The organism is Joostella sp., assembly GCF_048266025.1.
Classification (GTDB): Bacteria; Bacteroidota; Bacteroidia; order Flavobacteriales; family Flavobacteriaceae; genus Galbibacter; species Galbibacter atrarenae.
Window position 1 is genome coordinate 113607 of the sequence record NZ_JBLXAF010000005.1, and the last position, 24954, is coordinate 138560.

General features: G+C 32.7%; 17 protein-coding genes. 4 read left to right on the top strand and 13 right to left on the bottom strand.

Features of this window, described 5'->3' with window-relative positions; translation table 11 throughout:
* Window positions 1–62: 62 nt before the first annotated feature.
* The 7 genes from ACN0TY_RS10450 to ACN0TY_RS10480 form a co-directional block, all read right to left on the bottom strand.
* Complete coding sequence (locus ACN0TY_RS10450) at window positions 63–1256, bottom strand: FecR family protein (protein WP_417444437.1); 1194 nt, start codon at window positions 1254–1256, stop codon at window positions 63–65.
* 93 nt (window positions 1257–1349) lie between these two features.
* A complete protein-coding gene (locus ACN0TY_RS10455) occupies window positions 1350–1901 on the bottom strand; it encodes an RNA polymerase sigma-70 factor (protein WP_317207876.1) in 552 nt (183 codons plus the stop codon).
* A 419-nt stretch (window positions 1902–2320) separates the two neighbouring features.
* Window positions 2321–7195, bottom strand: coding sequence for a DNA repair ATPase (locus tag ACN0TY_RS10460; RefSeq protein WP_417444438.1), 4875 nt, complete (start codon window positions 7193–7195; stop codon window positions 2321–2323).
* 208 nt (window positions 7196–7403) lie between these two features.
* Window positions 7404–9482 carry an SPFH domain-containing protein gene (locus ACN0TY_RS10465; protein ID WP_236959559.1) on the bottom strand — a complete coding sequence of 693 codons (2079 nt, stop codon included), beginning with the start codon at window positions 9480–9482 and terminating at the stop codon, window positions 7404–7406.
* 14 nt (window positions 9483–9496) lie between these two features.
* Complete coding sequence (locus ACN0TY_RS10470) at window positions 9497–10201, bottom strand: hypothetical protein (RefSeq protein ID WP_417444439.1); 705 nt, start codon at window positions 10199–10201, stop codon at window positions 9497–9499.
* 16 nt (window positions 10202–10217) lie between these two features.
* Window positions 10218–10919, bottom strand: coding sequence for a PspA/IM30 family protein (locus ACN0TY_RS10475; RefSeq protein ID WP_417444440.1), 702 nt, complete (start codon window positions 10917–10919; stop codon window positions 10218–10220).
* Between the two features lie 13 nt (window positions 10920–10932).
* Complete coding sequence (locus ACN0TY_RS10480; protein WP_236959562.1) at window positions 10933–11328, bottom strand: YbjN domain-containing protein; 396 nt, start codon at window positions 11326–11328, stop codon at window positions 10933–10935.
* A 268-nt stretch (window positions 11329–11596) separates the two neighbouring features.
* On the opposite strand from ACN0TY_RS10480, the gene ACN0TY_RS10485 reads away from it, so the two are divergent.
* The 4 genes from ACN0TY_RS10485 (at window position 11597) to ACN0TY_RS10500 (ending at window position 14734) form a co-directional block, all read left to right on the top strand.
* Window positions 11597–12355, top strand: a complete 759-nt coding sequence (locus ACN0TY_RS10485) for a helix-turn-helix domain-containing protein (protein WP_417444441.1) — start codon at window positions 11597–11599, stop codon at window positions 12353–12355.
* 136 nt (window positions 12356–12491) lie between these two features.
* Complete coding sequence (locus ACN0TY_RS10490; protein ID WP_417444442.1) at window positions 12492–13148, top strand: TetR family transcriptional regulator C-terminal domain-containing protein; 657 nt, start codon at window positions 12492–12494, stop codon at window positions 13146–13148.
* A complete protein-coding gene (locus ACN0TY_RS10495) occupies window positions 13145–14455 on the top strand; it encodes an ABC1 kinase family protein (protein WP_417444443.1) in 1311 nt (436 codons plus the stop codon). The genes ACN0TY_RS10490 and ACN0TY_RS10495 overlap by 4 nt, the downstream gene beginning before the upstream one ends.
* 12 nt (window positions 14456–14467) lie before the next feature.
* Window positions 14468–14734 (top strand): TIGR03643 family protein, encoded by a 267-nt coding sequence (locus ACN0TY_RS10500; protein WP_417444444.1) that lies wholly within the window; start codon window positions 14468–14470, stop codon window positions 14732–14734.
* Between the two features lie 60 nt (window positions 14735–14794).
* Here the strand turns inward: ACN0TY_RS10500 and ACN0TY_RS10505 are convergent, their stop codons facing one another.
* From ACN0TY_RS10505 to ACN0TY_RS10530, 6 genes are all read right to left on the bottom strand, one after another.
* Window positions 14795–16897 (bottom strand): alpha-L-fucosidase, encoded by a 2103-nt coding sequence (locus tag ACN0TY_RS10505; RefSeq protein ID WP_417444445.1) that lies wholly within the window; start codon window positions 16895–16897, stop codon window positions 14795–14797.
* A 9-nt stretch (window positions 16898–16906) separates the two neighbouring features.
* A complete protein-coding gene (locus ACN0TY_RS10510) occupies window positions 16907–18442 on the bottom strand; it encodes a sulfatase (protein ID WP_417444446.1) in 1536 nt (511 codons plus the stop codon).
* A 5-nt stretch (window positions 18443–18447) separates the two neighbouring features.
* Complete coding sequence (locus ACN0TY_RS10515; RefSeq protein WP_417444447.1) at window positions 18448–20817, bottom strand: glycosyl hydrolase family 95 catalytic domain-containing protein; 2370 nt, start codon at window positions 20815–20817, stop codon at window positions 18448–18450.
* A gap of 11 nt (window positions 20818–20828) precedes the next feature.
* Window positions 20829–22646 carry an alpha-L-fucosidase gene (locus tag ACN0TY_RS10520; protein ID WP_417444448.1) on the bottom strand — a complete coding sequence of 606 codons (1818 nt, stop codon included), beginning with the start codon at window positions 22644–22646 and terminating at the stop codon, window positions 20829–20831.
* Window positions 22630–24057: an alpha-L-fucosidase gene (locus ACN0TY_RS10525; protein WP_417444449.1), complete on the bottom strand. Its 1428-nt coding sequence runs from the start codon at window positions 24055–24057 to the stop codon at window positions 22630–22632. Before ACN0TY_RS10525 ends, ACN0TY_RS10520 begins: the two co-directional genes overlap by 17 nt.
* 77 nt (window positions 24058–24134) lie before the next feature.
* On the bottom strand, window positions 24135–24950 hold the full coding sequence (locus ACN0TY_RS10530; protein WP_417444450.1) for an amidohydrolase family protein: 816 nt from the start codon (window positions 24948–24950) through the stop codon (window positions 24135–24137).
* Window positions 24951–24954 lie beyond the last annotated feature (4 nt).

Here is a 24954-nt window from a genome sequence, read left to right on the forward strand (position 1 = left end):
TTAGTTAACAGCATCCAAAAACCGGATAGAACGACCAAATACTATCCGGTTTTTAACTGTTTTTATTTTAATATTTTTATTTCATATTCATCATTATTTTTATTCACCTGATACTTTACTTCTGATGTTTTAGCAATCATATCCAATACTTTTTTTATCGGAGTATCTTTCTTAGCTACACCAGTAAAAGGAATACTTTTAAGCTCCTCTTGCTGAAAACTTACTTTAAAACCATACCATCTTCCTATTTTGGTTAGTATGGCTTCTAGATTTTCATTATCAAAAAAGAAAACACCATCCTTCCATGCACTAAAATTTCGCACATCAACATCACTTAAAAATACTTTTGGATCATTATCAAATTTTAAATACCCTCTTTTACCTGGAGTTAAAACAACTTCTCCAGTTTGCTCCGAAGACAATCTTACTTTACCCTCTACGAGTGTTGAAGAAAAGAAATTATCACTTTTATATGCACTCACATTAAAAGAAGTACCCAAAACAGTTACATCCTGATTCTTGGTATGTACAATAAACTGACCTTTATTTTTTACTACTTCAAAATAAGCCTCCCCTTCTAAAACTACTTCTCTGGTATCTCCTGTAAAAGCTTCTGGGAATTTTAGAGTTGAATTAGAATTTAACCATACTTTAGAGCCATCGGGAAGAATAACATTATAAATACCACCTATTGGAATATATAAAGTGTTATATCCAACCTCTGCAACATCATCATTGTCATCTTCAATTTTATACTCTAATGTTTTATTAGTATTATTAATCTGAGTATGTCCAGAGGAAAAAATAGTTTCATTTTGATGAGCCCCTAAGTCTACCTCCTTTCCATTAGATAAAACAAGTGTAGCCTTAGAATGACCTGCATTGATTTCTACCAAATTTTCTTCTGTAATTTGATCACTTGTTTTAAAGTTTTTGAAGATATACACACTGACTAATAACGCTATTATTAAAATTGCAGCATATTTATACATCCCTGCAATATACTTTTTACGTTTTTGCGTCTTATTGCTAGCAATAATAGACGTTACTCTTTTATAAGCAGCATCTTTATCTATTGATTTATAAAAATTTTGCTTAGCATTTATCCTTTCAGGACTAACAATACTATCATATAACTTTCTATTGTCCTCTTTCTCTAGCCACTCATCTAGCAACGCTCTCTCCTTAGAGTCGATGTCTTCTATAATTGATTTTAAAATCAACTTTTCGATAGCGTGTCTTGAATGCTGATTCATGCCCATTTTGTTACTTATATATTGAATACTAATAATTATTCAATGGTTCTCAGTATGAAGAGCACAAATAAGAGGAAATGGGTGGAAAAAACTTTAAAAAAATAATCTTTTTAACAAAAACAATATGTAAATGACAAGAAATGAATAATTATTCAAACGACTCTTAAGCAACTCTAAAGCCCTCGCTCTCTGCGATTTAACAGTATTCACAGATATATTTAAATCTTCAGCAATATCTTTATATTTTAAACCTTCAATACAAGATAATTTAAATACAATTTTACATTTTTCAGGTAATGTCTCTAAAGCATTAAGTAATACAGAATGTACATCCTCTTCTAAAGAGAATTCTTCAGACTCACTCAATTGGTCATACTTTTGCGCATCTAAAGAAACCACTTTATCCCTTTGCTTTATAGAGCGCAACGCCATGTTTTTAACCATTGTATAGAGATAAGCTTTTAAGTCTCTAACTTCCTCTAGGTCTTTTCTTCTTTCCCACAGGTAAACCATACACTCCTCTACAATCTCCTCCGACATACTTTCATCTTTTGTATACTTCATACAAAACGATAGCAAGCGTGGATAAAAATCATAAAAAAGCTCTTTATAAGATTCAGATGTGATTTTAGAATTTGCGATAATATTTAATTATTATATGTCTTTTTAATTACTATTTCTCAATGAAGGCGCTCAATATAATTCAATTTTATTATATAAACACATCACTATATTACATTCTCCTATAGCCAATAAAACTAAAACCGCGGAAAATTTTAAGGCAGCAAGAGCAATTGTAAGAATTTTCAACAAAACGTCTATCGCTTCTTTTCAAATTCAAAGAAGATTAAATCATATTTACTATGAATCTAAGTCTAAAGACTATGCGTAAAAACAAAGTTCAGTGGTGATATTTTTTTTATATTTTTTTCTCCCATCCCATTATATATTTTTTACGAGAATAGAATTAACACCTTATCCTTGTAACAAAATACACGATTATGTACATAAAAAAGGCTACCAATATTGGCAGCCTTTCTCTATTTGATGTAATATGTTTCATTTTACTGGAGTCCCCGTTGTAGAACTTCTTTAATTCCTTCAAGGTTTTCAGAAAACTGCATCATTTGTGCTAGCACTTGTGCCATTTCATTTTTATCGCCAAAGCCTTTTAGCTTATTATTTTTCTGAAAAGTTTCCTTTATTTGTTCCCAGCGATCAAATTCAGTAGGACTCATCTGACCTACCAATTCTTTATATTTTAAGAGGTTTGCCTCAGCTGATGATGTTAATGTTTGAGATTCACTTTCATAATGCGATAATAATAATGTTTGCAATTCATCATCATTCATTACAGGCACTACTTTAGCTACTAATTTATTCATATCTCTATAAGAACCTTGAAGCTTAAATGATGGCTCTACGCGATATTCATCTTCCATAGCTGCACTCTTTATATACATTGTATTAACCTTTAAAATCGAGTTTCTAATTTTAACGATTTTCTCTAATACAGAAACGTATTCGTCAACTTCTTGCTTTGTATAATTACCTTCAAGATCAACCTCTTTGTTATCGTTCTCAATTCTATCTAATAGTCTATAAACATCAGCAAAATTCTTACTGCTTAGCTGATGTAAAACTGGATTGGAAGTAAGAGAATTCTCAATTAAACTTAACCTAAATAAATGAGCCGTATCTCCAATAATATCTCCTAAATTATAAATATCTGCCCTATTTGAAAGCATATCAGGAATTCTAAACTTTTCACCGCTCTCAGTATAAGGATTTCCAGCCATTATAACACAAAATTTCTTCCCACGAAGATCATAAGTTTTCGACTTTCCATTAAAAACACCTTCAACTTTTCGAGTACCATCAGAAAGGGATATAAACTTTTGCAAAAATTCTGGACTACAATGCTGAATATCATCTAAATATAGCATCACATTGTTACCCATTTCAAAAGCGAGGTTCAACTTCTTAAGCTCTTCTCTTGCTGCAGAATTATTCGCAGAGGCAGGGTCTACAGAGGCTATTTCGTGACCAATAGCAGGTCCATTAATCTTCATGAAAATAAGACCCAATCTATTCGCTATATACTCCATCAACGTAGTTTTACCGTATCCAGGAGGCGAAATTAAAAGCAACATTCCCATTCTATCTGTTCGCTTTTGGTCTCCAACCGTTCCCAATTGTTTGGCTAAATTATCTCCGAATAAGGGTAAATAAACTTGATCTATAAGCTTATTTCTAACAAAAGAACTCAATATTCTTGGCTTAAATTCTTCTAGCCTAAGCATTTCCTTAAGCGAAACTGTAACTTCATGTTTTGCTCGCTTATAGGCATTATATGCTGGTACTTTTTCAGAAAAATAATTAGTTAAATGAGAAACAAAATCATGATAATTAAAATTATAAACACCGTTACGTATAGATAAATGTTCTCCTCGTAGACCTACTATTTCTTCTGATGGGGAAACGAACTTAGTATTTAATGTCGACTCATCTCCAAAAAGAATTAAACACACAACCTCATCAACATAGTTTAATTTAAAAGTTAAATTATCCTCCCCTAAACTATGTAAATAAGCTCCAACCCATTGTTGCACTAAAGCTATCTTTGATTCATAAGAACCAAGATTTTCAAGGCTGTTTTTAAATCTTAAATCACCTTTCTCTTCTTTTAGTTTATTTAGAAAGCCTTCTTTTATCTGAATTGCTACGCCACTCCTTTTAAAATCATTATCATTCTGAAGCTCTTCAAAAAGATAATTACTAATATCAGTTGCTAGGCTCGAATTAAAAATGCCTGTATTTTTTGAGAACTCGATAATCGACAATTGAAGCTTTTCTATGATAAAATTGTACTCCTTTGTGTTTGGAAAAAACTGAATTACATCTCCAGAGGCTTTTATGGTTTGGTTTAAGTGTTTTTTTTGTTCCTCTCCTATAAAGTTCCAAAAATATTGAGCATAAGCTCTTATTCTTGGAGGATAAGATAACAACTCCAAAGCTTTGTGTTTCGCTATAAATACTGATAAAATAGCTGTTGCATCTAAATCGTGTACTCCTTTAACATAACCCTCAGAATAATCTTTACTACTTTCTTCTTGAACCAACTTTAATAATGCTTCTTCAGAAAGCTCCAAAACATCTTTAGGGAACTTTTTAAAAATCTTAAAAGCTAAATAAGCACTTCGATACACAACATCATTTTCCGAAATATAATCTTGGTTCCAAAATTCTTGAGATTCTAATAGCGTTTCATTTTCTATCTTCTGATAAAAATCTGTTCCAGTAAGGTGGTATTGCAAACTTCCATCAACATATAAAATAGTAAGATCTAAGGCTTGGTTATTAACACCAAACTTATGCTTTCCTAAACGAATTATATTATTGCCATCTTCATATAATTCTTTTTTATCTTTAAGCTTACGCAGCGAATCTTCTTGAGCTGATTTTAATAAAGATTCTATCTCTTCAGCTTTCCCGCTATCTCCCATTTCTTGGAGCTGCTTAGCAATATCCCGCGACTTACTAACTAGCATGTCTGAAGCAAAATATGCATTTATATCTTTAGCTTCCGAAAAAGATTCTGCTTTTTTCCTTACCCCATTTAAAATCCTTTCTGCAGAATTTTGAAGAGCAATCGCCCTTTTATTTCTCTTTTCTACTAATTGATTTTTTCTAGCCTCAAAAGCATTATAGATCTCCTCTCTTTTTTCAATGATAAGACTGATAAACTCTTCAAAATCTGCAAACTTACCTTCTAACTCTTCTAATTGAATGGATATTCTTGTTTGGAAATCTTCACACTTCTCTGGTGTATCAGAAATATCCAAGTAGTTAATTATACTCTGATCGATCAACTTAAGCTGTGCAGCAAAATCTGCCTGAGCTTCCTTGCTTCCTAAAGATTTTTGCTTCTTTTTAATCCTCGCTTTTAATTGATTGATCGTAGAAAAAATTAAAGAAATATTATTAATTATTTCTATAGAATGAGAGGTGTCTTCTATTTTTAAATTAGAAACTACATCTATAAGAAGTTCTAAATCTTTAGATATTTGATTTACCTCTTCCTCTAAATTTTTAGCATCAATAACTTTTGCGATTGCATCTAGCGATTTCTCTTTCTCTTTCACCTTATTCTCATAAGGCATTAAAGCTTTATCATCTAGCAAAAATTGCACACAACGTTCAGAAATCTTTTCAGATTGCTCTGCGATTCTATTTTCAAGTTCGTCAATAAATTTTTCATCTAAATAACGAACCTCCTTTAAACTAATAGCTTCTCCTCGTAAAGCACGCAACTGAGTTAGAAAATCTACAAAATCATTAATACTTTTAAAACTCGTGCTCTTAATTTTATTAAAAAGATGCGTAGCCGTTTTATCTATTTCCTGTGTTTTCTTTTGCGCATTCTTTTTTAATTGAAGTACTTTTTGAAATTCATCTATTGCAGCATTTGCTGCCTTATTAATCTCTTGTAACGGTTCATTTAAAAGTTTAGTTTCTTCTTCATTCAACCAATAATATGAATCTAAAATGTTTTTAGATTGCTTTGCCAAATCAGAATACAGACCATCATAATTATCCTCTTTATTCAGTAAATTAACCAAACCATTTACTTCAGCCATCGCCTTCACAATGTCCTTATTTCCTATTTTATAAAGTAAAGAGTCTTGATGTTCCGACGGAATAATATCTCCTTTTAGATAAGGAGTTTGCCATATCTGAATTACATGATGTTTGCTTTGCTCATCTTCATTTTTAAAATAACATAACTCGCCATTATCTAATATTGTAAATCCGTTACATATTATTGGAGTTTGTATTTTCTGAAGAATTACATTATAGCTCATTAAATTATACAAACCACTTTCAGGAGCATAAAAAACATATAAATAATCCTCTCCATTGGGAGAACTAATTCTCTCTTGAAACTTTACATTGGGAATACTATTATCAAAAATATTATACTCCCCAGTTTGCAAATAATAACCTGTTGGAAAAATCACTCCATGATCATCTGGAAGTAAAATACAACTGTTCTTGATACTCTCAATTTTCTGTACTTCCTTCAGCTTATGATTATAAATAAAATACCGAGCTTCCTCTTGGAAAGGCTTAATTTCGATAACAATTAAGTTTCCTAAGTTGGCAAATTTATATTGACCGTCATCTAGAGTTTGATCTCTATGAGTAACCTCTTCAGCATAAATACCTTTACCATTCTCTGTATTATCCTCCACTTTTATGGTAAGATCTCCGCCTATAGTTTCAACGAAAACCTTATCCAAAATAGAAACATGAGCATGGAGACCTTGCCGATGCATATCTCTAGTTACCTCCTGCCAATTAAACTCATGTTGAGAAGGTAGCTTATATTCATGCTCACTACGATTATCTATATACTTTAACTGACCATCTTTTATTAACCACTTAAACGTTTTTATATCGGTCACACTATCACTAAGCTGAAAAACCATATAAAGATAGTTTCCCACGATAGCGAACTTAGAAAAAATAGTATTTCTATAATATTTATATAGGTTTTGAAAGTCAGAATAAAAAACATCATCATTTAAAACATCTAAAGAAATAGGATCAAAGTTGTTATTATTGAATTTATAAATACTAATAACATCACTAAGCTTTATATCTGTTCTTAATCCAAAATGAACATTGTATCCAAACAAGCAAATATCCGATAACGACAATATATCTCTAGCGATACAATTGTTTTCTGTATTTATTCGATTGGTGGCGATAAGTTTTGTTTCCAAAGATCCAAAAACCTCTTTTCTACCTTCATTAAGGTTTTTTAGACGCTCTTGTAATTCAGTCTTCTGCTTCTGTAATCGATTCTGAATTACCTCATAGGTTCCAGCATCGAGTTTTTGCACGTTGTCTTCCTTTGTAGATTCCTTTGCCATTCTATATTACACTGAATTTGTTCCCCTCAATAGAATAATTGAGCGGTTATTATTTTTTTACAGTTGATTGTATTTGACGAAAATTACCTAAAGAAAACAGAGGTTTTTTAAAATATAATGAAAGCAGTATTATTAGTAACTCCAATAAGAACTCAATTCAAAAAACCTCTGTTATATATAGCTGTTAATCTTTAGCTAGCGTCTTTATTTATCTATTCAACTTCGATATCGTACTATCTGAAATCCCTAAACCTTTTGCTAAGTTTAATAAATTTCCAAGCATCGTTTTGTCTTCAGCACTATCAGATTTCATCTTAAGATCTGCAATCAAGCTAGCTATTGTTATATTCTTAATATCTTCCGTAGAAACACCATATTTAATCGCAAAGTTTCTTACTTTTTCTAGTAGGTTCCCCTTAACATCGTCGCTTCCTAAAATAGCATCCTTAACCTCTTGAACATTCGTACTACTTTGTACCATTCTATCAAAACCTTTACCTCTTGTTATCTGACCTATAATCTGATCAAAGAACATAGTTTCTCCACCAACAATATCAATCTTAGCCGCTTTAAGAGCATCTCCTATAACTTGCGCCTGAGCATCTGCTATTTCTTTCTGAATATTGATATTAGCTAGATCTATCTGTAAGTCTTTGTTTAATCGCAATTTAAACTCTTCGTGTTCTTTACCTACACCATCTAGTTTCTTCATTGCAGCTGCTTTCTCCTCAATTCCTGAAGCATCAGCAAATGCTTTTTCTTTAATAACATCTGCTTCCGCAAGACCATCTTTACGTTTAGCTTCCGCTTTAGCTTCAATTCCGAGAGCTTCTGCTTTTGCTTTTTTCTCAATAATATTAGCTTCCACTAACCCTTGACGCTCGTTTGCATCTGCTTTTGCATGCATTACTTGTGCCTCAGACATACCAACAGTAGCCTCTTCTTTAGCTTGCGCCTCTGCCAATATTTTTCTTGCTTCTGCTTGTTTAGCACTAGCTTCTTTATGAGCTAAAGCTTCAATATTTATCTCTTCAGCTTTTTGCTTAGCTGCTTCTTTTTGTGCCTCGGCAGCTTTTATTGTTTTAATAAGGCTTTCTTCTGCTAGCGCTTCAGCAGTAGTAATCTTAACTTGTTTATCTCTATCTGCAGTTTTAAACGCTTGAATATCTTTCATGTTTTCCTGTTCTTCTACTACACCTTTTTCAAGCATAACACGATCACGAATAACATCTTGTATATTCTTTTTCTCTACCTCTACTACTTTCTCTTTTTCAATTTGTGCTAACGTAACGACTCTTTCTCTTTCTGTAGCCTCTAGCAATCTATCTTTTTCAACTCTTTCTGTCTCCACAGCATCTGTACGCTCCTTATTTTTAAGAGCTACAATAATTTGACGCTGCATATTCTCTTCGGCTACTTTTACTTTTTCTTCAGTAGAGATCCTTGCGCTTTCAGATTTTAAACGCTCTTCTTCATTAACCTTTAATGTTTCTGCTTCTTCTCTTGCTTTGATATTGGCAATTTCACGTTTTTGCTGCTCTTCTTTTTCTGCTAATTGTTTATTAAGCTCAAGAATAGTCTCACGAGCTTCTACATCCTGCTTACGAATAGTTTTCTCTTCATCTCTTTTGATAAGATTCGCTTTCATATTTTGAACAGCAGTAAGCTCTGTAATTTTCTTAATACCCTCAGCATCCAAAATATTATCTGGTTTCAACTCTTTTACAGAAGTCTGCTCTAAAAAGTCAATCGCACAATCTTCTAAAGTATAACCATTAAGGTCTGTTCCGATAATATTAACTATTTCATCTCTAAACTCTCTTCGCGCTTCATATAGCTCAATAAAATCAAACTTTTTACCTACTGTTTTTAAAGCTTCAGAAAACTTAGCTTCAAAAAGGTCTTCGAGAGTAGCAATTTTTGATGCTCTATCTACACCAATAGTTTGCGCTACTTTTTTAATATATTCAATATCATTATTTACTCGAACAAAAAAAGCAACCTTAATATCGGCTCTCATATTGTCTTTACATATAAGTCCTTCATGAGCCAGTCTTTCAATCTGAATTTTCTTTACAGAGATATCCATTATCTCAGTTTTATGAAATACTGGTACTGTATAAAGCCCTCTATCTGTAGCTACTTTAGTCCCTCCAAATCCGGTTCTAATTAGCGCCTGACCCTGAGGTACTTTTTTATAAAACATCGCAATTATTGCGAAATAAACAATTATTAAAAATAGAAGTATTCCTATTCCAATGCCAACAAGTGGTAAAATTGATTCCATAGTATTAATATTAATTAGTCGTTATAAGATTGTACAAAATAAAAGTTGCGATCGGCAGATCTTTTAATTATTAAAATACTGGTTCCATAATTTAATGGGTCTCCAGTTAGAGATTTCACGTAAATTGATAATGTATCTCCATTAACTTTAACTTCAGCATTCCCCATTTTATCTTCTGATATAGAAGAAAGCAATGTTGCTTTTCTCCCTAAATAATCAATAGGGGCATCTCCATCTTTATTTAAATTCTTAAAAAAGGCTTTAAAAGGAGTTGTTATTATTTTTGTCAATATCAGCGATGGAAGTAATGCCAAAAGCATTACCACAAAACCAATGGTATTATCGTAGGTGCCGGTAATTGAAGTTATCATAGCAGTACAAAACCACCAGATAAATATCCAAAATGTAAAAGTGAACATAAACGGAAGTCCTACAAAATTAAAATAGATAAGTAGAATTTGCCACCATTTTAATGGCTTCCTCCTTTTCCCTACCACATCTTCTTGATTGACCTCTGTATTGGAAATATCTTCAAAGTCCATATTACCTCCTTCAATACCAGTATCTACATCCATATCAACATCTACATCGATGTCAAAATCAGGCTCAAAATCCAACCCCCCAATCATGGTTGCAATCCAATATAGAATTAGAATTATAAGTAGTATTGATAAGATTATATTTACTTCAGAAAAAAGTATATTGATTAATTCTGTCAATTTCAGTGATTTAAAATTATTTCATTCCAAGTTGATTCTTCAACTTACTAAGCTCATCTTCTGCTTTGTTTTCTGAAACATCTGCAGCCTTATTTATTTCATCATCTATAGACTTAGATGTATTAGCTATCTCCCCATAAGCTTCTGCAAGAGCTTCCTCTTGGGCAACTTTTTCTTTCATTCTTTCTAACATCGAAACAGTTCCTGTACTGTCCAATTCGGCCATTTGCTTATTAAGGTTTTTAGTCGCATTGCTAACTTTCACCCTTGCATTAAGAGTTTTTAGCTCATTTTCCCACTTACCTATATTAGATTTTATAGCTTGGATATTTTTTTGAAGTTGAGCCACATTATTATCAAACTTCTCGGACTCTTGCGTAGCTTGTAATATCTGCTTATCTACTACTTCTTTTTGTAAAAGTGCTTCCTTTGCTAATCTGTCTGCTTCATTAGCATCCATTTGATCAGCTTGTGCCTTTTTAAGAATTAAAATAGCCTTATTCTGATAATCATCTGCTTTATTCTGATACTCTTCTTTATCATTTTTAGCACGTATAGCTAATGCCTTTACCTTAGCCATAGCCTCAAGACTCTTTTCAAGATCTAATTTCATATCCCTAATTCCTTGCTCGGTCATCTTAATAGGATCCTCCATTTTATCTATGGCAGCATTAGTTTCTGCTTCGCCAATTTTAAATAATCGTTTAAATATATTCATGATTTTATCTTTTTTAGTATTTTGAAAATTCTATAATTTTATCTGAGTACTCACTCATTAATAAACTCAACGAGTTTAAAGCAGCTTCAAGCTCATTAAGATCCATATTTTCAACTTGTAAAGTATCCCTAAAGATCACTTTATTTCCTGATTCGTCTAGCGCAAATGCTCCATGTATAATATCTCTGTTTTTTTGCAGTAAATTCTTAAAGACTGCCTCAGACTGATTATTTATCTTGAAAAGGTATTGCTCCATTATTAATATAGGTGGAGCTACGCCAACAATAAGGTTTCGAATACCAGAGTTTTCCTTTTGGATAACCAAAACGCCTTCTTCAGGGTTTTCATGTGTAATATTGAAGTCTAACTCAAGTAGAAAATCCCGAGTTATGTTAAAATGGTTTTTCATAGATTATAGTTAGGTTAATGTTTAAATTTTTCGATGTTAATATTACAAAAAAATATTAACAAGCTTATCAAAGAAGACTCATAAGTTCCCCTATAAATATTATAAATATCACAATCATACTTTATCATCTTTTAATTATTAATTATTTTTTAATTATAAACAAATGCTGCATTTGAGAACAAAACCACAATGAATGTCATTTTTTTTGCTAATTTTGTTAGACTAATTTACAATAAATTTTCTTAACTGCAAATATAATTAGCAAAATATGTCATTATTTGGAAAAAATATTAGAAAAATAAGAAGTTTAAAATCGATGAGCCAGCATGCATTTGCAGACTTATTTGACCTAAAAAGAGGCACTCTAGGAGCTTATGAAGAAGGACGTAGCGAACCTAAAATAGATACTATTATTAAGATTGCTAATTATTTTAGCATTCCAATAGATCACTTGCTAACAAAAGAATTAACCGTAAACGAGCTTTTAAAATTTCGTGGAGGTGTTGAACGTTACAATACGGAAATATCGAATCAATTATTTTTTAAAAGAATTCCCTGTATCCCTTCAGAAAGAATTAAAGAGTATTCTGAAAATTTTAATAACACTGATTATATTGAGAATATTCCCTATGTATTATTGCCAATCACAGAAGGATCTGAAATGAGAAGCTTTATAATTAACAACCTAGAAATGAGTAAAAACAATAAAGGTTTTTACCCTAAAGATGTTGTTATTGGTAGTAAAGTAGATAATTTATCTCCAGAAATAATACAAGATGGAAAATTATATATAACCGTCTTAAAAGAAGAAGTTATATTTAGAAGAATCTTCATTTCAAACACTAAAATCACCCTAAGAGCAGATCATCCAGGAGTTGAAGACATCATTCTAAAACTTACTGATATTAAAGAGCTCTGGAGAGTAGACTATGTTTTTTATCACCGAACATTAGAAAACAACACCGATTTAGAGGATAAAATAATGAAATTAGAAGAGCAATTTAAACAGTTAAAATCTGAATTATAATTTACTTCTATAAACCCCAGAAATAATACTAAATCGGGAGATAAAAGTTAACTATGAGCCAAACCTATATTTTGTTTAACTTTTAACATAAATATATTGAACATTTTGTAATTTTACTATTATAAAATTAATAGTTATGGCAAAGAAGCAAACAACACCAGATAGATTGATCACATATTATATGGATTTTGTTCTTGAAAATGGGAAGGAACCAACATCTGTTTATGCATTTACAAAGCTCCATAATTTAAAAGAAGAAGATTTTTACAAATTTTATGCAAGTTTAGAAGTGCTTGAGAAAGAGGTTTTTAAAGCTTTTTTTGACAACACCTTTCTACTATTAGACAAAAATGAAGAATACCATACTTACAATCCTAAAAACAAGTTATTAAGTTTCTATTTCTCTTTTTTCGAGTTACTTACTGCTAATCGAAGCTATGTAGTTCAAACACTTAAAGGGAAAGAAAGTAATTTAAAATCCTTGAGTGTTTTACAACATCTTAGAACTGCTTTTATATCCTATATTAAGCAACTTCAAATAGAAATTCCAAAAATTGAAAATAAATCAGTTTCAAAGTTTCAAAACAAATCTTTTGAAGAAGCTGCATGGATCCAATTATTGCTAACCATAAAATTCTGGCTAGACGATACTTCTCCTTCCTTTGAAAAGACAGATATATTCATTGAAAAATCACTACAAGCAGGTTTTGATCTTATCGATATCAAACCTTTTCAAAACATCTTAGATTTTGGGAAATTTATAATTAAAGAACGAACAAACTTTACCGTATGAAAACATTAGATAAAATCCCAACGGGAAAAATACAACGTGCGGGAAAGTTTCTTCAAACAGGAGCTAAGGTCGGAGCTAATTATATAAAATACTACGGTGATAAAATTGTGACTTCAGAAGAGGCTGCTAGAGGGAGATTGAATAAAAATAATGCAGAAGATATTTATGACGGACTAAAAAGTTTAAAAGGAAGTGCCTTAAAAGTTGCTCAAATGTTGAGCATGGAGAAAAGTATTTTACCACGAGATTATGTAGAAAAATTCTCGTTGGCCCAGTTTTCTGTTCCTCCGCTATCTCCTCCTCTTGTTATTAAAACATTCAAAAAAAATTTTGGAAAACACCCTGAAGATATTTTTGATACTTTTAATGCTACTTCTGTAAATGCAGCAAGCATTGGTCAAGTTCATATCGCGGAGAAAAATGGTAAGAAATATGCTATCAAAATTCAATATCCAGGTGTTGCAGAAAGCATTGCTACAGATTTAGCTTTGGTGAAGCCAATTGCCATTAAAATGTTTAATATAAAAGGGAAGGATTCTGATAAATACTTTAAAGAGGTTGAACATAAACTTATTGAAGAGACCAACTACTTACTAGAGGTAAAACAGAGCAAGGATATTGCTATGTCTTGCAGCCATATTCCTAATTTACTATTCCCAAAATACTATGAAGATTTATCTTCAGAACGTATTATCACAATGGATTATATGAAAGGCAAACATATGTCTGAATTCACAAAAGATAATAAAGACGAAAAGTTTGCTAATACGATTGGTCAAGCTTTATGGGATTTTTACATGTATCAAATTCATAAACTAAAAAAGGTCCATGCAGATCCACACCCTGGCAATTTTTTAATCAGTGATGAAGGTAAACTAATTGCTTTGGACTTCGGATGTATGAAAGAGGTTCCTGAGGACTTTTATATTCCTTATTTTGAACTAGCTGAAAAGGACACTATCAATAATCCAAAAATATTTGAAGATAAATTATATGAATTAGAGATTTTAAAACCCGAAGATACAACAGAAGAAAAGGTTTTCTTTAAAGCGCTTTTTCATGAGATGTTAAGCATTTTTACGAAACCATTTCACAATGAAGTTTTTGATTTCTCTGATGCAGGATTCTTTCAATGTATTGCCCAATTAGGTGAAAAATATAATAACGATTCCCAATTACGGAAAATGAATGGAAATAGAGGTTCTAAACACTTTATTTATATCAACCGTACTTTCTTTGGACTGTATAATTTAATGTTCGACTTAAAAGCAAAAGACATTAAAATAAACAACTTTACTAACTACTAATCGGATTAAAATATGACGGACAGAGAAATAGATAGAATTATAGAAATGGCGTGGGAAGACCGAACTCCTTTCGACGCTATTTCTTATCAATTCGCTTATAGCGAAAAAGATGTAATCGAATTAATGCGAAAAGAATTGAAACGTAGCAGCTTTAAAATGTGGCGTGCACGTGTTCAAAGCCGCTCTACAAAACACTTAAAGAAGAGGAATTTTGAAGAAGGCCGTTTTAAATGTAGTAGGCAAAAACAAATAACCCAAAATAAAATCTCAAAAAGATAACCATCTTCTTTATTTAAATATATAGAAATTCTTTTCTTTACCAAAACATTATTTTTAAAATTAATCAGCTTTAATAACACCAATCTCTGCTATTGTAGTTGTAATACCTTCTCCTGTTGTTTTATTCGCTATCAATTTAATATACTTTGCTTCTACTGGATTGAAATTTATCTGCTGCTTAATTCTATTATTCTGAATATTTCCAAATTCTCCTTTAGAGACTTCCTTCCATTTTTTTCCATGTTCACTTACTAAAAAAGTGTAATCGGTAATTAAACCATTTGGAAATCTAGCTTGCATCGGAGTATAAGTAAAACCTTTAATTATAATTTTCTCTCCAAGATTAATTACTACCGACTGAATCTCATTTGGCTCTTTTTCTGAACTAAAATAAGTAGCTGGATCGTTATCGATAAATTTAGCAGCCTCTTCCATTTTTCCAGAAGTCACACTAAAAACTTCCCACTTCTTTTTGGTGTATTCCAACATTACCTTTTTCACCTCTGTCTGCTCATTCGTATCTGTGTTTACCGCTATTACATTTAACTCTTTTGCCTCTTGAACAACAAAAGGTTTTTCATATTTCATTGAATTTTTTGTTGGTGTAGACCCATCAAGTGTATAAAATATCGATATATTTTCATCAGGAACATGCATTGTTATAACCCCTTCTTTATTTTGCTTTATGGTCGGAAGCACTAACAAGTTTGGAGCTTTATACAATTCTACATTAGAAAGTGTAATTGCTCCTTTTGCCTTTTGAATGGATACTCTTAATTTTGAAATAGTTTGCGTATCAAACCTTAATATTCGCTTATATCCAATTGTAGTTTCTGTTGCAACCGTTTCCCAGTCGTTATCTTTAAGAACTTCAACAGTGAAATTTTGCACCCTTTGCCCTAATAGAATATACTCCTGAAGCACTATTCTATTTATTGCCGTTGGTTCAGAAAAAGAGAATATTACATTTGCTTCTGTAATCTCATTATCTGTTGCCCAATAAGTGGTTTTATTATCATCTATTAATAACTCTGGACTAAAATTATCATCATTACCTCTATAATTAGACGCTACAACTTTGGTATTTAAAGCCAAGTTTTCTGCAAAATCTTTATCTAACTGTTTTCTTAATGCAATAAGCTGTTGTTCATCCAACTCATGCACCAATCCGCGTTTGTCTACGGGGAGATTTAATAAAAAGGAAGCGTTTCTTCCTACTGATTTATAATAAATATCTATTAACTCCTCTAGTGTTTTCACCTGATGATCTTCTGATGCATGGTAATACCAGCCCGGTCTTATAGAAACGTCTGCCTCGGCTGGAAGCCAATGAGTACCATCTTCATGCCCTCCACGCAATTCTTTATATCGTGGCCACCCTGGATAAATTTCATCCCTACGCATAATACTCCAATTTGTAGCATTTGCTTTGCCGTCTTCGTTTCCTACCCAACGTATATCCGGCCCACCATCACTAAAAATAACAGCATTAGGCTGTAACTCTCTTACTATAGAAACTGCTTTATCCCATTCGTAATAAGTTTTATTATCAATCTTTCGGGTTTCATTAGCTCCTCCATAATATCCTGATCCTCCATTGGCGCCATCAAACCAAACTTCAAAAATATCTCCGTAATTAGTTAATAACTCCCTGAGTTGCTCATGAAATATCTTTACATACTCTGGATTTCCATAATGTTCATTATTACGATCCCAAGGAGATAAGTATACTCCAAACTTCAGTCCTCCCTCTTTACATGCTTCCGATAATTCTTTTATAAGATCTCCTTTTCCATTTTTATAAGGAGCATTTTTTATAGAATGTTCTGTGGTTTCGGTTGGCCAAAGACAAAAACCATCATGGTGTTTTGCTGTTATTATAATCCCTTTCATACCAGCCTCCTTCGCAACACTCACCCATTGATTAACGTCTAAATCTGTAGGATTAAAAGACTTAGGACTTTCCCCTCCTAAACCCCACTCCATATCAGTAAACGTATTCATATTAAAATGAATAAAAGCGTAATATTCCAATTCTTGCCATGCCAACTGACGTTCGGAAGGTATTGGGCCAACGGCTTGAGGAGGTGTTACCTCTTGCTTACATGAATATGTAAAAATCGCTATAATAGCTAATATTAAGGTTTTGATGGTAGGTTTCATAATATGGTTTTATAAAGTTTCGGCTGGATATGATACTTCTTTTTGTGTTTTCTTATTTATAGGTAACTGCGCATTACTTTCTTTTAGGTATTCAGAAAGTTCTTCTGCAAGCTCTTCCACCTTTCCTGGCTTTGCTGAAGCTAAGTTATTTTCTTCTCCTATATCTTCAGTAATATTATATAATTCAAAATGTTCATCTTTATAAAAATAAATCAATTTCCAATCCCCTTTTCTAATCATACTTGCAGTTCCTATTCCAGGTCCATCAACACCCCATCTATTTGGGTAATGCCAAAACAAAGGTCTATCCTGCTTTTTTATTTCATTATCCTTTAAAATAGAAACGAAACTCTCTCCATCAACTTCTTGAATAGTTTTAGGGGCATTTATTCCAACCATATCTAAAATAGTAGGAAAGAAGTCTTCAATTATTAAATATTGATTTGTTTGTGACCCAGCTGTTGTTACTCCTGGCCATTTTACGAGCATAGGCTCTCGAATTCCTCCTTCATACATAGATCCTTTTCCGCTAGCTAAAGGCTTATTATGAGTATTCAATTCTCCACCTCTAGCATGTGCACTGAGTCCTCCATTATCTGACATAAATAAAATGATTGTATTTTCATCTAAATTATTTTGTTCTAGAAAATCCATTATATCCCCCAAACTTTTATCCATTCCCTCCACCATCGAGGCATATTTAGCTTCTGTTTCATCCAAACCATCATCCAAATATTTCTGTATAAATCGATCATCCCCATAAATAGGAATATGAACAGCATAATGTGCCATATACAAGAAAAAAGGCTCATTCTTTACACTATCTAAAGCTATTAATGCTTCTTTTGTAAGCGCTTCAGTTAAGAATACATCTTTCCCATAATATTTTTCAAGCCCAGGGACATCGTTTAAATGTTTGCGTTTATCGTTATTTCCATAATCTTCTGTACCCAAATAACTATGAGGCGACCCTGCTGCATGTCCAGCTATATTTACGTCAAAACCTAAGTTTAAAGGATTTTCTCCAGGAGTGTCAATGGCACCAAAATGCGCCTTTCCAACGTGTATCGTATTATAGCCATTATCTTTAAGAATTTGCGGTAATGGAGTTGCTTGCACTGTTCTTTCTACTCCTGATACTTGAGAGAGTCCATTTACATTCCACTTAGGAAAGTCTAAAACATCATCTTTTTTATCTGTAGGTGAATTTTTTACTAATGTCCAATTTGTAACACGATGCTTAGCTGCATTCATTCCTGTTATAAAGCTAATTCGAGTAGGAGAACAAACTGGTGTAGCGTAGGCTTGAGTGAACTTCATCCCTTCTTTTGCTAGCCGCTCCATATTTGGAGTATTGTAACGATCGTTAAAAGGTGTTTTCTTATCCCAAAAAGGAACTGATGTGTCTTGCCACCCCATATCATCTACAAGGAATACCACTATATTTGGTTTGTCAGGTTCTTTCTCTTCTACTTTTTCATTCTTATTCTCTTTGCATGAGATAAATAAACTACAAGCTAAAACTACAATCAATCTATAATACATATTCTTTATTTTATCGAATTCAAACTTGCATTCAGCCAAACTTGTTTTCCTTTAGGCAATTCGATTTCTTTTTTCAAATCTTTATATTTAACACTTACTGTTTTGCTAGTTTTAGAGAGCAAACCTACCTGTTGCATTTCTCCTTCTGCCCACTTTATAGCAACCTCAACATCACCTCTAGCAACTAAGCCACTTATTTCACCTGTCTTCCAGTTATTAGGTAGCGTTGGTAATAATCTTATAAAGCCTTCATGAGATTGCAATAATAACTCTGCAACTCCTGCGGTATAACCAAAATTTCCATCTATTTGAAACGGCGGGTGTTCGTTAAATAAATTATTAGCTGTTGACTTTTCAAATAATTTATTAATATTCTCTTCAGCACTTTTATTATCAAATAAACGCGCATTAAAACTAATCATCCATGCTCTACTCCATCCAGTTCCTGCTCCTCCATATTTCAATCTGTAATCTATTGTTTCTTTAGCAGCTTTAAAAGCTTCAGGAGTAGCACTTGTAATCACAGTTCCTGGATACAATGCGTATAAATGAGACATATGTCTGTGTCCTTTTTCAGGCTCTTCATATGGTTTATTCCATTCTAAAATTCTCCCATCTTCTCCAATTACAACCCCTGGACTCAATTTCTCTCTTTTCTTTTTTATTTCTGAAATAAAACTATCGTTAATTCCTAAAACTTCAGCACTAGCAAGGGTATTGTCAAAAACCTCAGCAATTATTTGATGCCCCATTGCTGCTCCTTTAACTATTGCTGCAGACTCACCGTCTTCAGCAATATAAGAGTTCTCCGGTGACGTCTCAGGGTAAGAAATCCACTTTTTAGTAGTTTTATCCCATTGTAACCAATCTAAATAAAAAGCAGCAGCTTCTTTTAGGTATGGGTATGCCATTTCACGAAGAAATTCTTTGTCCTCTGTAAATTGATAATATTCCCAATAATGTTGAGCTAACCAACCTCCTCCGTGAATCCAAGCTCCCCAATAAGGTGTTTTGGCCCTCATGAATGCTGGTGCCCATAAATCTGTGGTGCTATGAGCTACCATTCCATTTAATCCATATTGAGATTTTGCAGTAAGCTTACCGCGTTCTAAAACTTTATTTCCAAATTCGAATAATGGCAATTCACATTCACTTAAATTAGTAACCGTTGCTGGCCAATAATTCATTTGCACGTTAATATTCAAATGGTAATCTGCATTCCAAGGAGCTTTAATATGATCATTCCATAACCCTTGGAGATTCGCAGGATTAGCTCCTTCTCTAGAAGAGGAAATTAAAAGATAACGTCCATATTGAAACAGTTTTGTCTGTAAATCTAAATCTGGAGTTCCTTCTTTATAGTTTTCTAAACGTTTATCTGTAGGCTGAGCGTTTAATTCGCTATTTCCTAAACTAAAATCAACTCTGTTATACAACTTTTGAAAATCCTTTTTATGTTCTGACAACAAGCTCTTGAAACTCTTACTAGAAGCTTTTTTAATAACATTTTGAACAACATTATCAAAATTCTCATGGTAATAAGAAGTCGCAGTTGCTAGATATAAGGTGATTTCTTTTGCTCCTCTTACCTGTAAACTATTTCCTTCTGATTTAATATTCCCTGTTTTGCTAACTGCTTTTAATAAGGTTTGAAAATGAACTCCATCCTCCATAGGATGCGGTGTTTCATTAAACATTCCTCCTAACTGCGTTACCTTTCCATTCATTTTCATTTCCGTATCCGAAGAAGCAGTAACAACAACTGTTTCCGTTTCCTCATCTTTAGGACGAGACATTTCTATATCGAAATTCATCCCTTTAGGATTGGTAGTTTTCAAATGAACAACTAATATATCGTCTGGATTAGAAGAGAATACACTTTCTGTATACGTTTCACCATTAATCTTATAAGAAACTTCTGCTAATGCGTCCGAAAAACTTAAGCTTCGTTTGTAATCGGTAACCGATCCTTCCCTTTTAAAATGCAAGAATAAATCTCCTGCTGTTTGATGAGATCTTACAATACTTTTATACGAAAACTTATCTATGATAAATTTATCTGCTTCATGTACTTTCCCGTCATCGATTAACTTTCTGAGTGTTTTTAAATCTTCTGGAGTTCCTTTTGCATTGTCTAGATTTGCACTTCCGGGCCACATCGAATCTTCATTTAACTGGATTCTTTCCGTTTCAACTCCTCCAAAAACCATTGCCCCCAATCTTCCATTCCCTACCGGTAACGCCTCTATCCATTTGCTAGCAGGTTGCCCATACCATAAATCTGGAGTTCCGCTTTCTTCTGACTTATCTTGAGCTGTCAAAAAAATCGGAAAACTCAAAAACGAACACAATACAACTTTAATAATTCCTTTCATTATATAATTTATTAATCTATTTTTTCAAACCAGAGCCAATTAAAATCTACTTCACTATCGGCTGCATCAAAAGTTGCAGAAATAGTATAGAAACCTGGCTTTTTAACTTCTATATTTCCTATTGATGAAAATAAATACCGATCTATTCCCCATTGCTGATTAGGCTCTCCTATCGTTTTACCAGTTGGCACGAACTTATACTGCAAAGGCTGATTATTAACCTTAACATCGACTTTTGCCTTAGATTCTTCTTGTAAGTTATATGAAACATCTAACCTATAGTCTCCTGGAGTATCAATATATACTTTCCAACTATACTCTTGTATCCCTTTTATTCTTGCATGAGGCGGAATTGTTCCGAATCTCTCAGCTTCTACAAAACTAGAATTCCCTTTAGAAGCTAAAGCATTTTCTGATTTTAATGAAAATCCACCGTCATCACTAATTGCCACCAAACCTTTTTCAACTTCAGGTTTTTTATTAAACTCCATCACTACAACAGAAACAAAATTATCAGGCGCTTTTCTAGGCAAGTCTATATTTGTAAACACCTCATCATGCTTAAATTCTAATGCCTTTCTTTGTTTATCCGATAGTAAATATATTTTTTGCGGAGCCTCTTTTATCCCTGTAACAGGCAACTTACTATTTAGTGGCCAATTATAAACATGTAAATATATTTTATAGCTTCCTCCTTTTTCTTCTTTTGCTGTTATTTGTCCCCAATTATGAAGGTTTGCTTTTAAATCGAAAGCGCCGCTGCCGTAAATAGAAGCTCCATTTACATCCAACCAAGCTCCAATATCTCTAAGTCGAGAAGTAATTTCAAAAGGAATGTCTCCATTTGCTCGCGGACCAATATTTAGCATTAGATTTCCGTTGAGACTTACATTTCCTATGATATTTTTTAAAAGTGAGGTTGTTGATTTCCATTGATTTTCTAGTCGGTTGTATCCCCAAGAATGTGCAACGGTAGCTGGAGTCTGCCAAGGATACTCTAATTTAGTTTCCCCTAACTGATTATCGCCTAATGTTCTATAATCTACATCAGGATCTTCTTCTATAGAAAGTCCCAAACGAGAATTAATGAGGCAATCTGGCTGTAACTTTCTAATCAATTCTTTGAGTTGAAGCAATTGCTTTTTTGTAACTACAGTTTCAGAATGATTAATCCACATATCGAACCATAACATCCCAATATCTCCATAATTAGTTAGCAATTCTGTAATCTGAGGGATTACTTTTTGCTGCCAATAAATATCAAAATCTTCTGAATTAAAGTCTTCCAATTCTTTGGCATGATCCCAAGCATTAGGATCTTCCCAATCTATCCAATGTGAATAATATAAACCTAATTTTAAACCGTGCTTTTTACAAGCCTCTGCCAATTCTTTTACAATATCTCTTTTATTATTTGTATAGTTGCCAATATCGTAAGTGGTTACTTTACTATCCCAAAGAGCAAATCCGTCATGATGTTTTGCTGTAAGGGTTACATACTTCATCCCTGCTTTTTTAGCGGCTATTACCCATTTTTCAGGATCTATATCTTCCCAACTAAATCGGTCTAAAAGTTTTACATATTCATCCTTAGGAATCTGATTTCTATATTGAATCCATTCAGCATAATCATTATCATTACGCAATTTCTCTCCTTTCCAAACTCCTTCTGCTCCAGTATAAATTCCCCAATGAATAAACATTCCGAAGCGATCTTCTACAAACCATTCTGCTCTTTTTGAAGTATTCTTTTGAGCGACTGCTTGGTATTGCAAAAACAATACAAATAAGACAACGCTATATCTTAATCCGTTACTTAGTTTTTCCATTCTCAATCTTAAAAGTCCATGCATATTTCTCCCCTAATTCATTTAATGCCTTTAAAGGTACGCTTATCATAAGTTTTTCGTCTTTGTAAGACCAATCAAGATTTTCTTTGATTCCTAATATATAAATATTACTACCGTCTTCAGGATGAATTGCATCTAAAGTAAATGTCTCCTCTGGCTTCTTAAAAGACGTTGCATATAATGTAGACGCATTTTTCTTTTTCATGATTCTAATCACATCTCCTTGTTTATAATTTTCTCCAACACTTTCGGTATTATAAACAGCCTCTCCATTTATGTCCAACCAATCTCCAATATCTTTAAGTCTTTTTATACTTGCTTCAGGAATTACACCTTTTGCATCTGGACCAACATTAAGAAGGTAATTTCCTCCTTTTGAAGCTGCATCTACCAAATTAAAAATTAAAGTTTCAGAGGTTTTCCAATTATGATCATTTGTTTTGTATCCCCATGTATCATTCATAGTCATACAAGACTCCCAGTCTAAAGTAGAAGTTCCGTCTAAAATCTCTTGCTCTGGAGTTCCAAAATCTCCTGCATATTTCATCTTACCATCATTCATCCCTTGCATTCCTTTTCTACCTTTATCAACACGATTATTTATAAGAATACTAGGCTTTAAACTTCTTACATATTGATATAAATCTAGCCCTTGTTCGTGCGTGAATTCTGGCGTCCATTCTCCATCGAACCATAAAATAGCAGGATCGTATTTTGTAATAAGCTCTTTAAGTTGTGGCTTCATGTAGTTTTCATAATACATATTGAAACGCTCCTCATTATTCTCATCTTTAGTACCTCCTTTTGCATAAGTATCTGCTTGAGCATCTGGGTGATGCCAATCCATTGTGGAATAATAAAGTCCGAATTTAATATCTTCTTTTTTACAAGCATCAGATAAAGCCTTCAATATGTCTTTCTTATACACTGAAGCGTCCATAATATCATAATCTGAAATCTCAGAATCCCACAATCCAAAACCATCATGGTGCTTTGAAGTAATCACCATATATTTCATTCCGGCATCCTTTAACGCAGACACCCATTGTGATGCATTAAATTCTACGGGATTAAATGAAGTCGCAAATTTCTCATATTCAGAGATAGGAATCGATTCCGTTTTCATGATCCATTCCCCAACGTTTTTAGTTTCTTTTCCTTTATAAATACCTGCTGGAACAGCATATGCACCCCAATGAATAAACATCCCGAAACGCGCTTCTCTCCACCATTCCATTCGGTTATCAAAATCTACTTCGGATTCTTCTAAATAATCGATATTTGAGTTTTCGCTTGTAGCTACTGAAGGTTGTTCATGTGAAGCCGCTTTTGGACTTTCCTTACATGATAAAAAAGTAATTAGTAAAAGAATTATTAAATAACGATTCATAATTAAAGGTTTTGGTTGGTTATATTATTTATTAATCTTCTGTTTACAATTAGTCTTACATAGAACAAATATAGAGGTTATAATCTATAAAAATCAATTGCATTTTTACTCATCACTTTATCTAAATCTTCATCAGTATAAAAACTTTTTATAACATCTAGAACTTCAGCATATGTAGCTGCTACTAAACAGACTGGCCAATCTGACCCAAACATAATTCTATCGGATCCAAAAGACTGAGTTACTTCTTCTAAAAAAGGAATAAATTCACTTTTATCCCACTTATATCCTTTGGTTTCAGTAACCATTCCAGATACTTTACAGTATACATTTTCATTTTGAGCTAACAGCCGAATAGCATCTTTCCATTCTTTTTCTATTCCATTAGAAATTTCAGGCTTTGCTATATGATCTAAGACAAAAGGTTGGTCTGGAAACTTATCAACCATTTTTATAGTGTCTGAAAGCTGATTTTTACTGATTAAAATATCGTATGTTAATCCGTATTTTTTTAAAGCTCCTATTCCCTTCTGAAAGTCTTCCCTCAATTGAAAATTATTGGATTCCGCTTGAACAATATGGCGTACCCCTTTAAATTTAGAAAACTTAGAATAGTGTTCCAATCGCTCATCTATAGTACTACTTTTTAGATCTACCCAACCTACAACACCTTCTATAAAGCTATTTTTATCAGATAAATTCAATAAAAAATCTGTCTCCTCTTCAGATTGATCTGCTTGTACTGCAACACAACCATCAATTTTATTTTCCTTTAAAACAGGCAATAAATCTTCTGGCATAAAATCCTTACGAATAACCTTCATAGTATCATCAATCCAGCTATCTCTAACTGGATTGTACTTCCAAAAGTGCTGATGACTATCAATTTTCATAATA

Bases quoted from the DNA above. Each gene is read 5' to 3' on its own strand.
- ACN0TY_RS10450 (WP_417444437.1), bottom strand. From the start codon at position 1,256: ATGAATCAGCATTCAAGACACGCTATCGAAAAGTTGATTTTAAAATCA.
- ACN0TY_RS10460 (WP_417444438.1), bottom strand. From the start codon at position 7,195: ATGGCAAAGGAATCTACAAAGGAAGACAACGTGCAAAAACTCGATGCT.
- ACN0TY_RS10465 (WP_236959559.1), bottom strand. From the start codon at position 9,482: ATGGAATCAATTTTACCACTTGTTGGCATTGGAATAGGAATACTTCTA.
- ACN0TY_RS10475 (WP_417444440.1), bottom strand. From the start codon at position 10,919: ATGAATATATTTAAACGATTATTTAAAATTGGCGAAGCAGAAACTAAT.
- ACN0TY_RS10480 (WP_236959562.1), bottom strand. From the start codon at position 11,328: ATGAAAAACCATTTTAACATAACTCGGGATTTTCTACTTGAGTTAGAC.
- ACN0TY_RS10485 (WP_417444441.1), top strand. From the start codon at position 11,597: ATGTCATTATTTGGAAAAAATATTAGAAAAATAAGAAGTTTAAAATCG.
- ACN0TY_RS10490 (WP_417444442.1), top strand. From the start codon at position 12,492: ATGGCAAAGAAGCAAACAACACCAGATAGATTGATCACATATTATATG.
- ACN0TY_RS10495 (WP_417444443.1), top strand. From the start codon at position 13,145: ATGAAAACATTAGATAAAATCCCAACGGGAAAAATACAACGTGCGGGA.
- ACN0TY_RS10500 (WP_417444444.1), top strand. From the start codon at position 14,468: ATGACGGACAGAGAAATAGATAGAATTATAGAAATGGCGTGGGAAGAC.
- ACN0TY_RS10505 (WP_417444445.1), bottom strand. From the start codon at position 16,897: ATGAAACCTACCATCAAAACCTTAATATTAGCTATTATAGCGATTTTT.
- ACN0TY_RS10510 (WP_417444446.1), bottom strand. From the start codon at position 18,442: ATGTATTATAGATTGATTGTAGTTTTAGCTTGTAGTTTATTTATCTCA.
- ACN0TY_RS10515 (WP_417444447.1), bottom strand. From the start codon at position 20,817: ATGAAAGGAATTATTAAAGTTGTATTGTGTTCGTTTTTGAGTTTTCCG.
- ACN0TY_RS10520 (WP_417444448.1), bottom strand. From the start codon at position 22,646: ATGGAAAAACTAAGTAACGGATTAAGATATAGCGTTGTCTTATTTGTA.
- ACN0TY_RS10525 (WP_417444449.1), bottom strand. From the start codon at position 24,057: ATGAATCGTTATTTAATAATTCTTTTACTAATTACTTTTTTATCATGT.
- ACN0TY_RS10530 (WP_417444450.1), bottom strand. From the start codon at position 24,950: ATGAAAATTGATAGTCATCAGCACTTTTGGAAGTACAATCCAGTTAGA.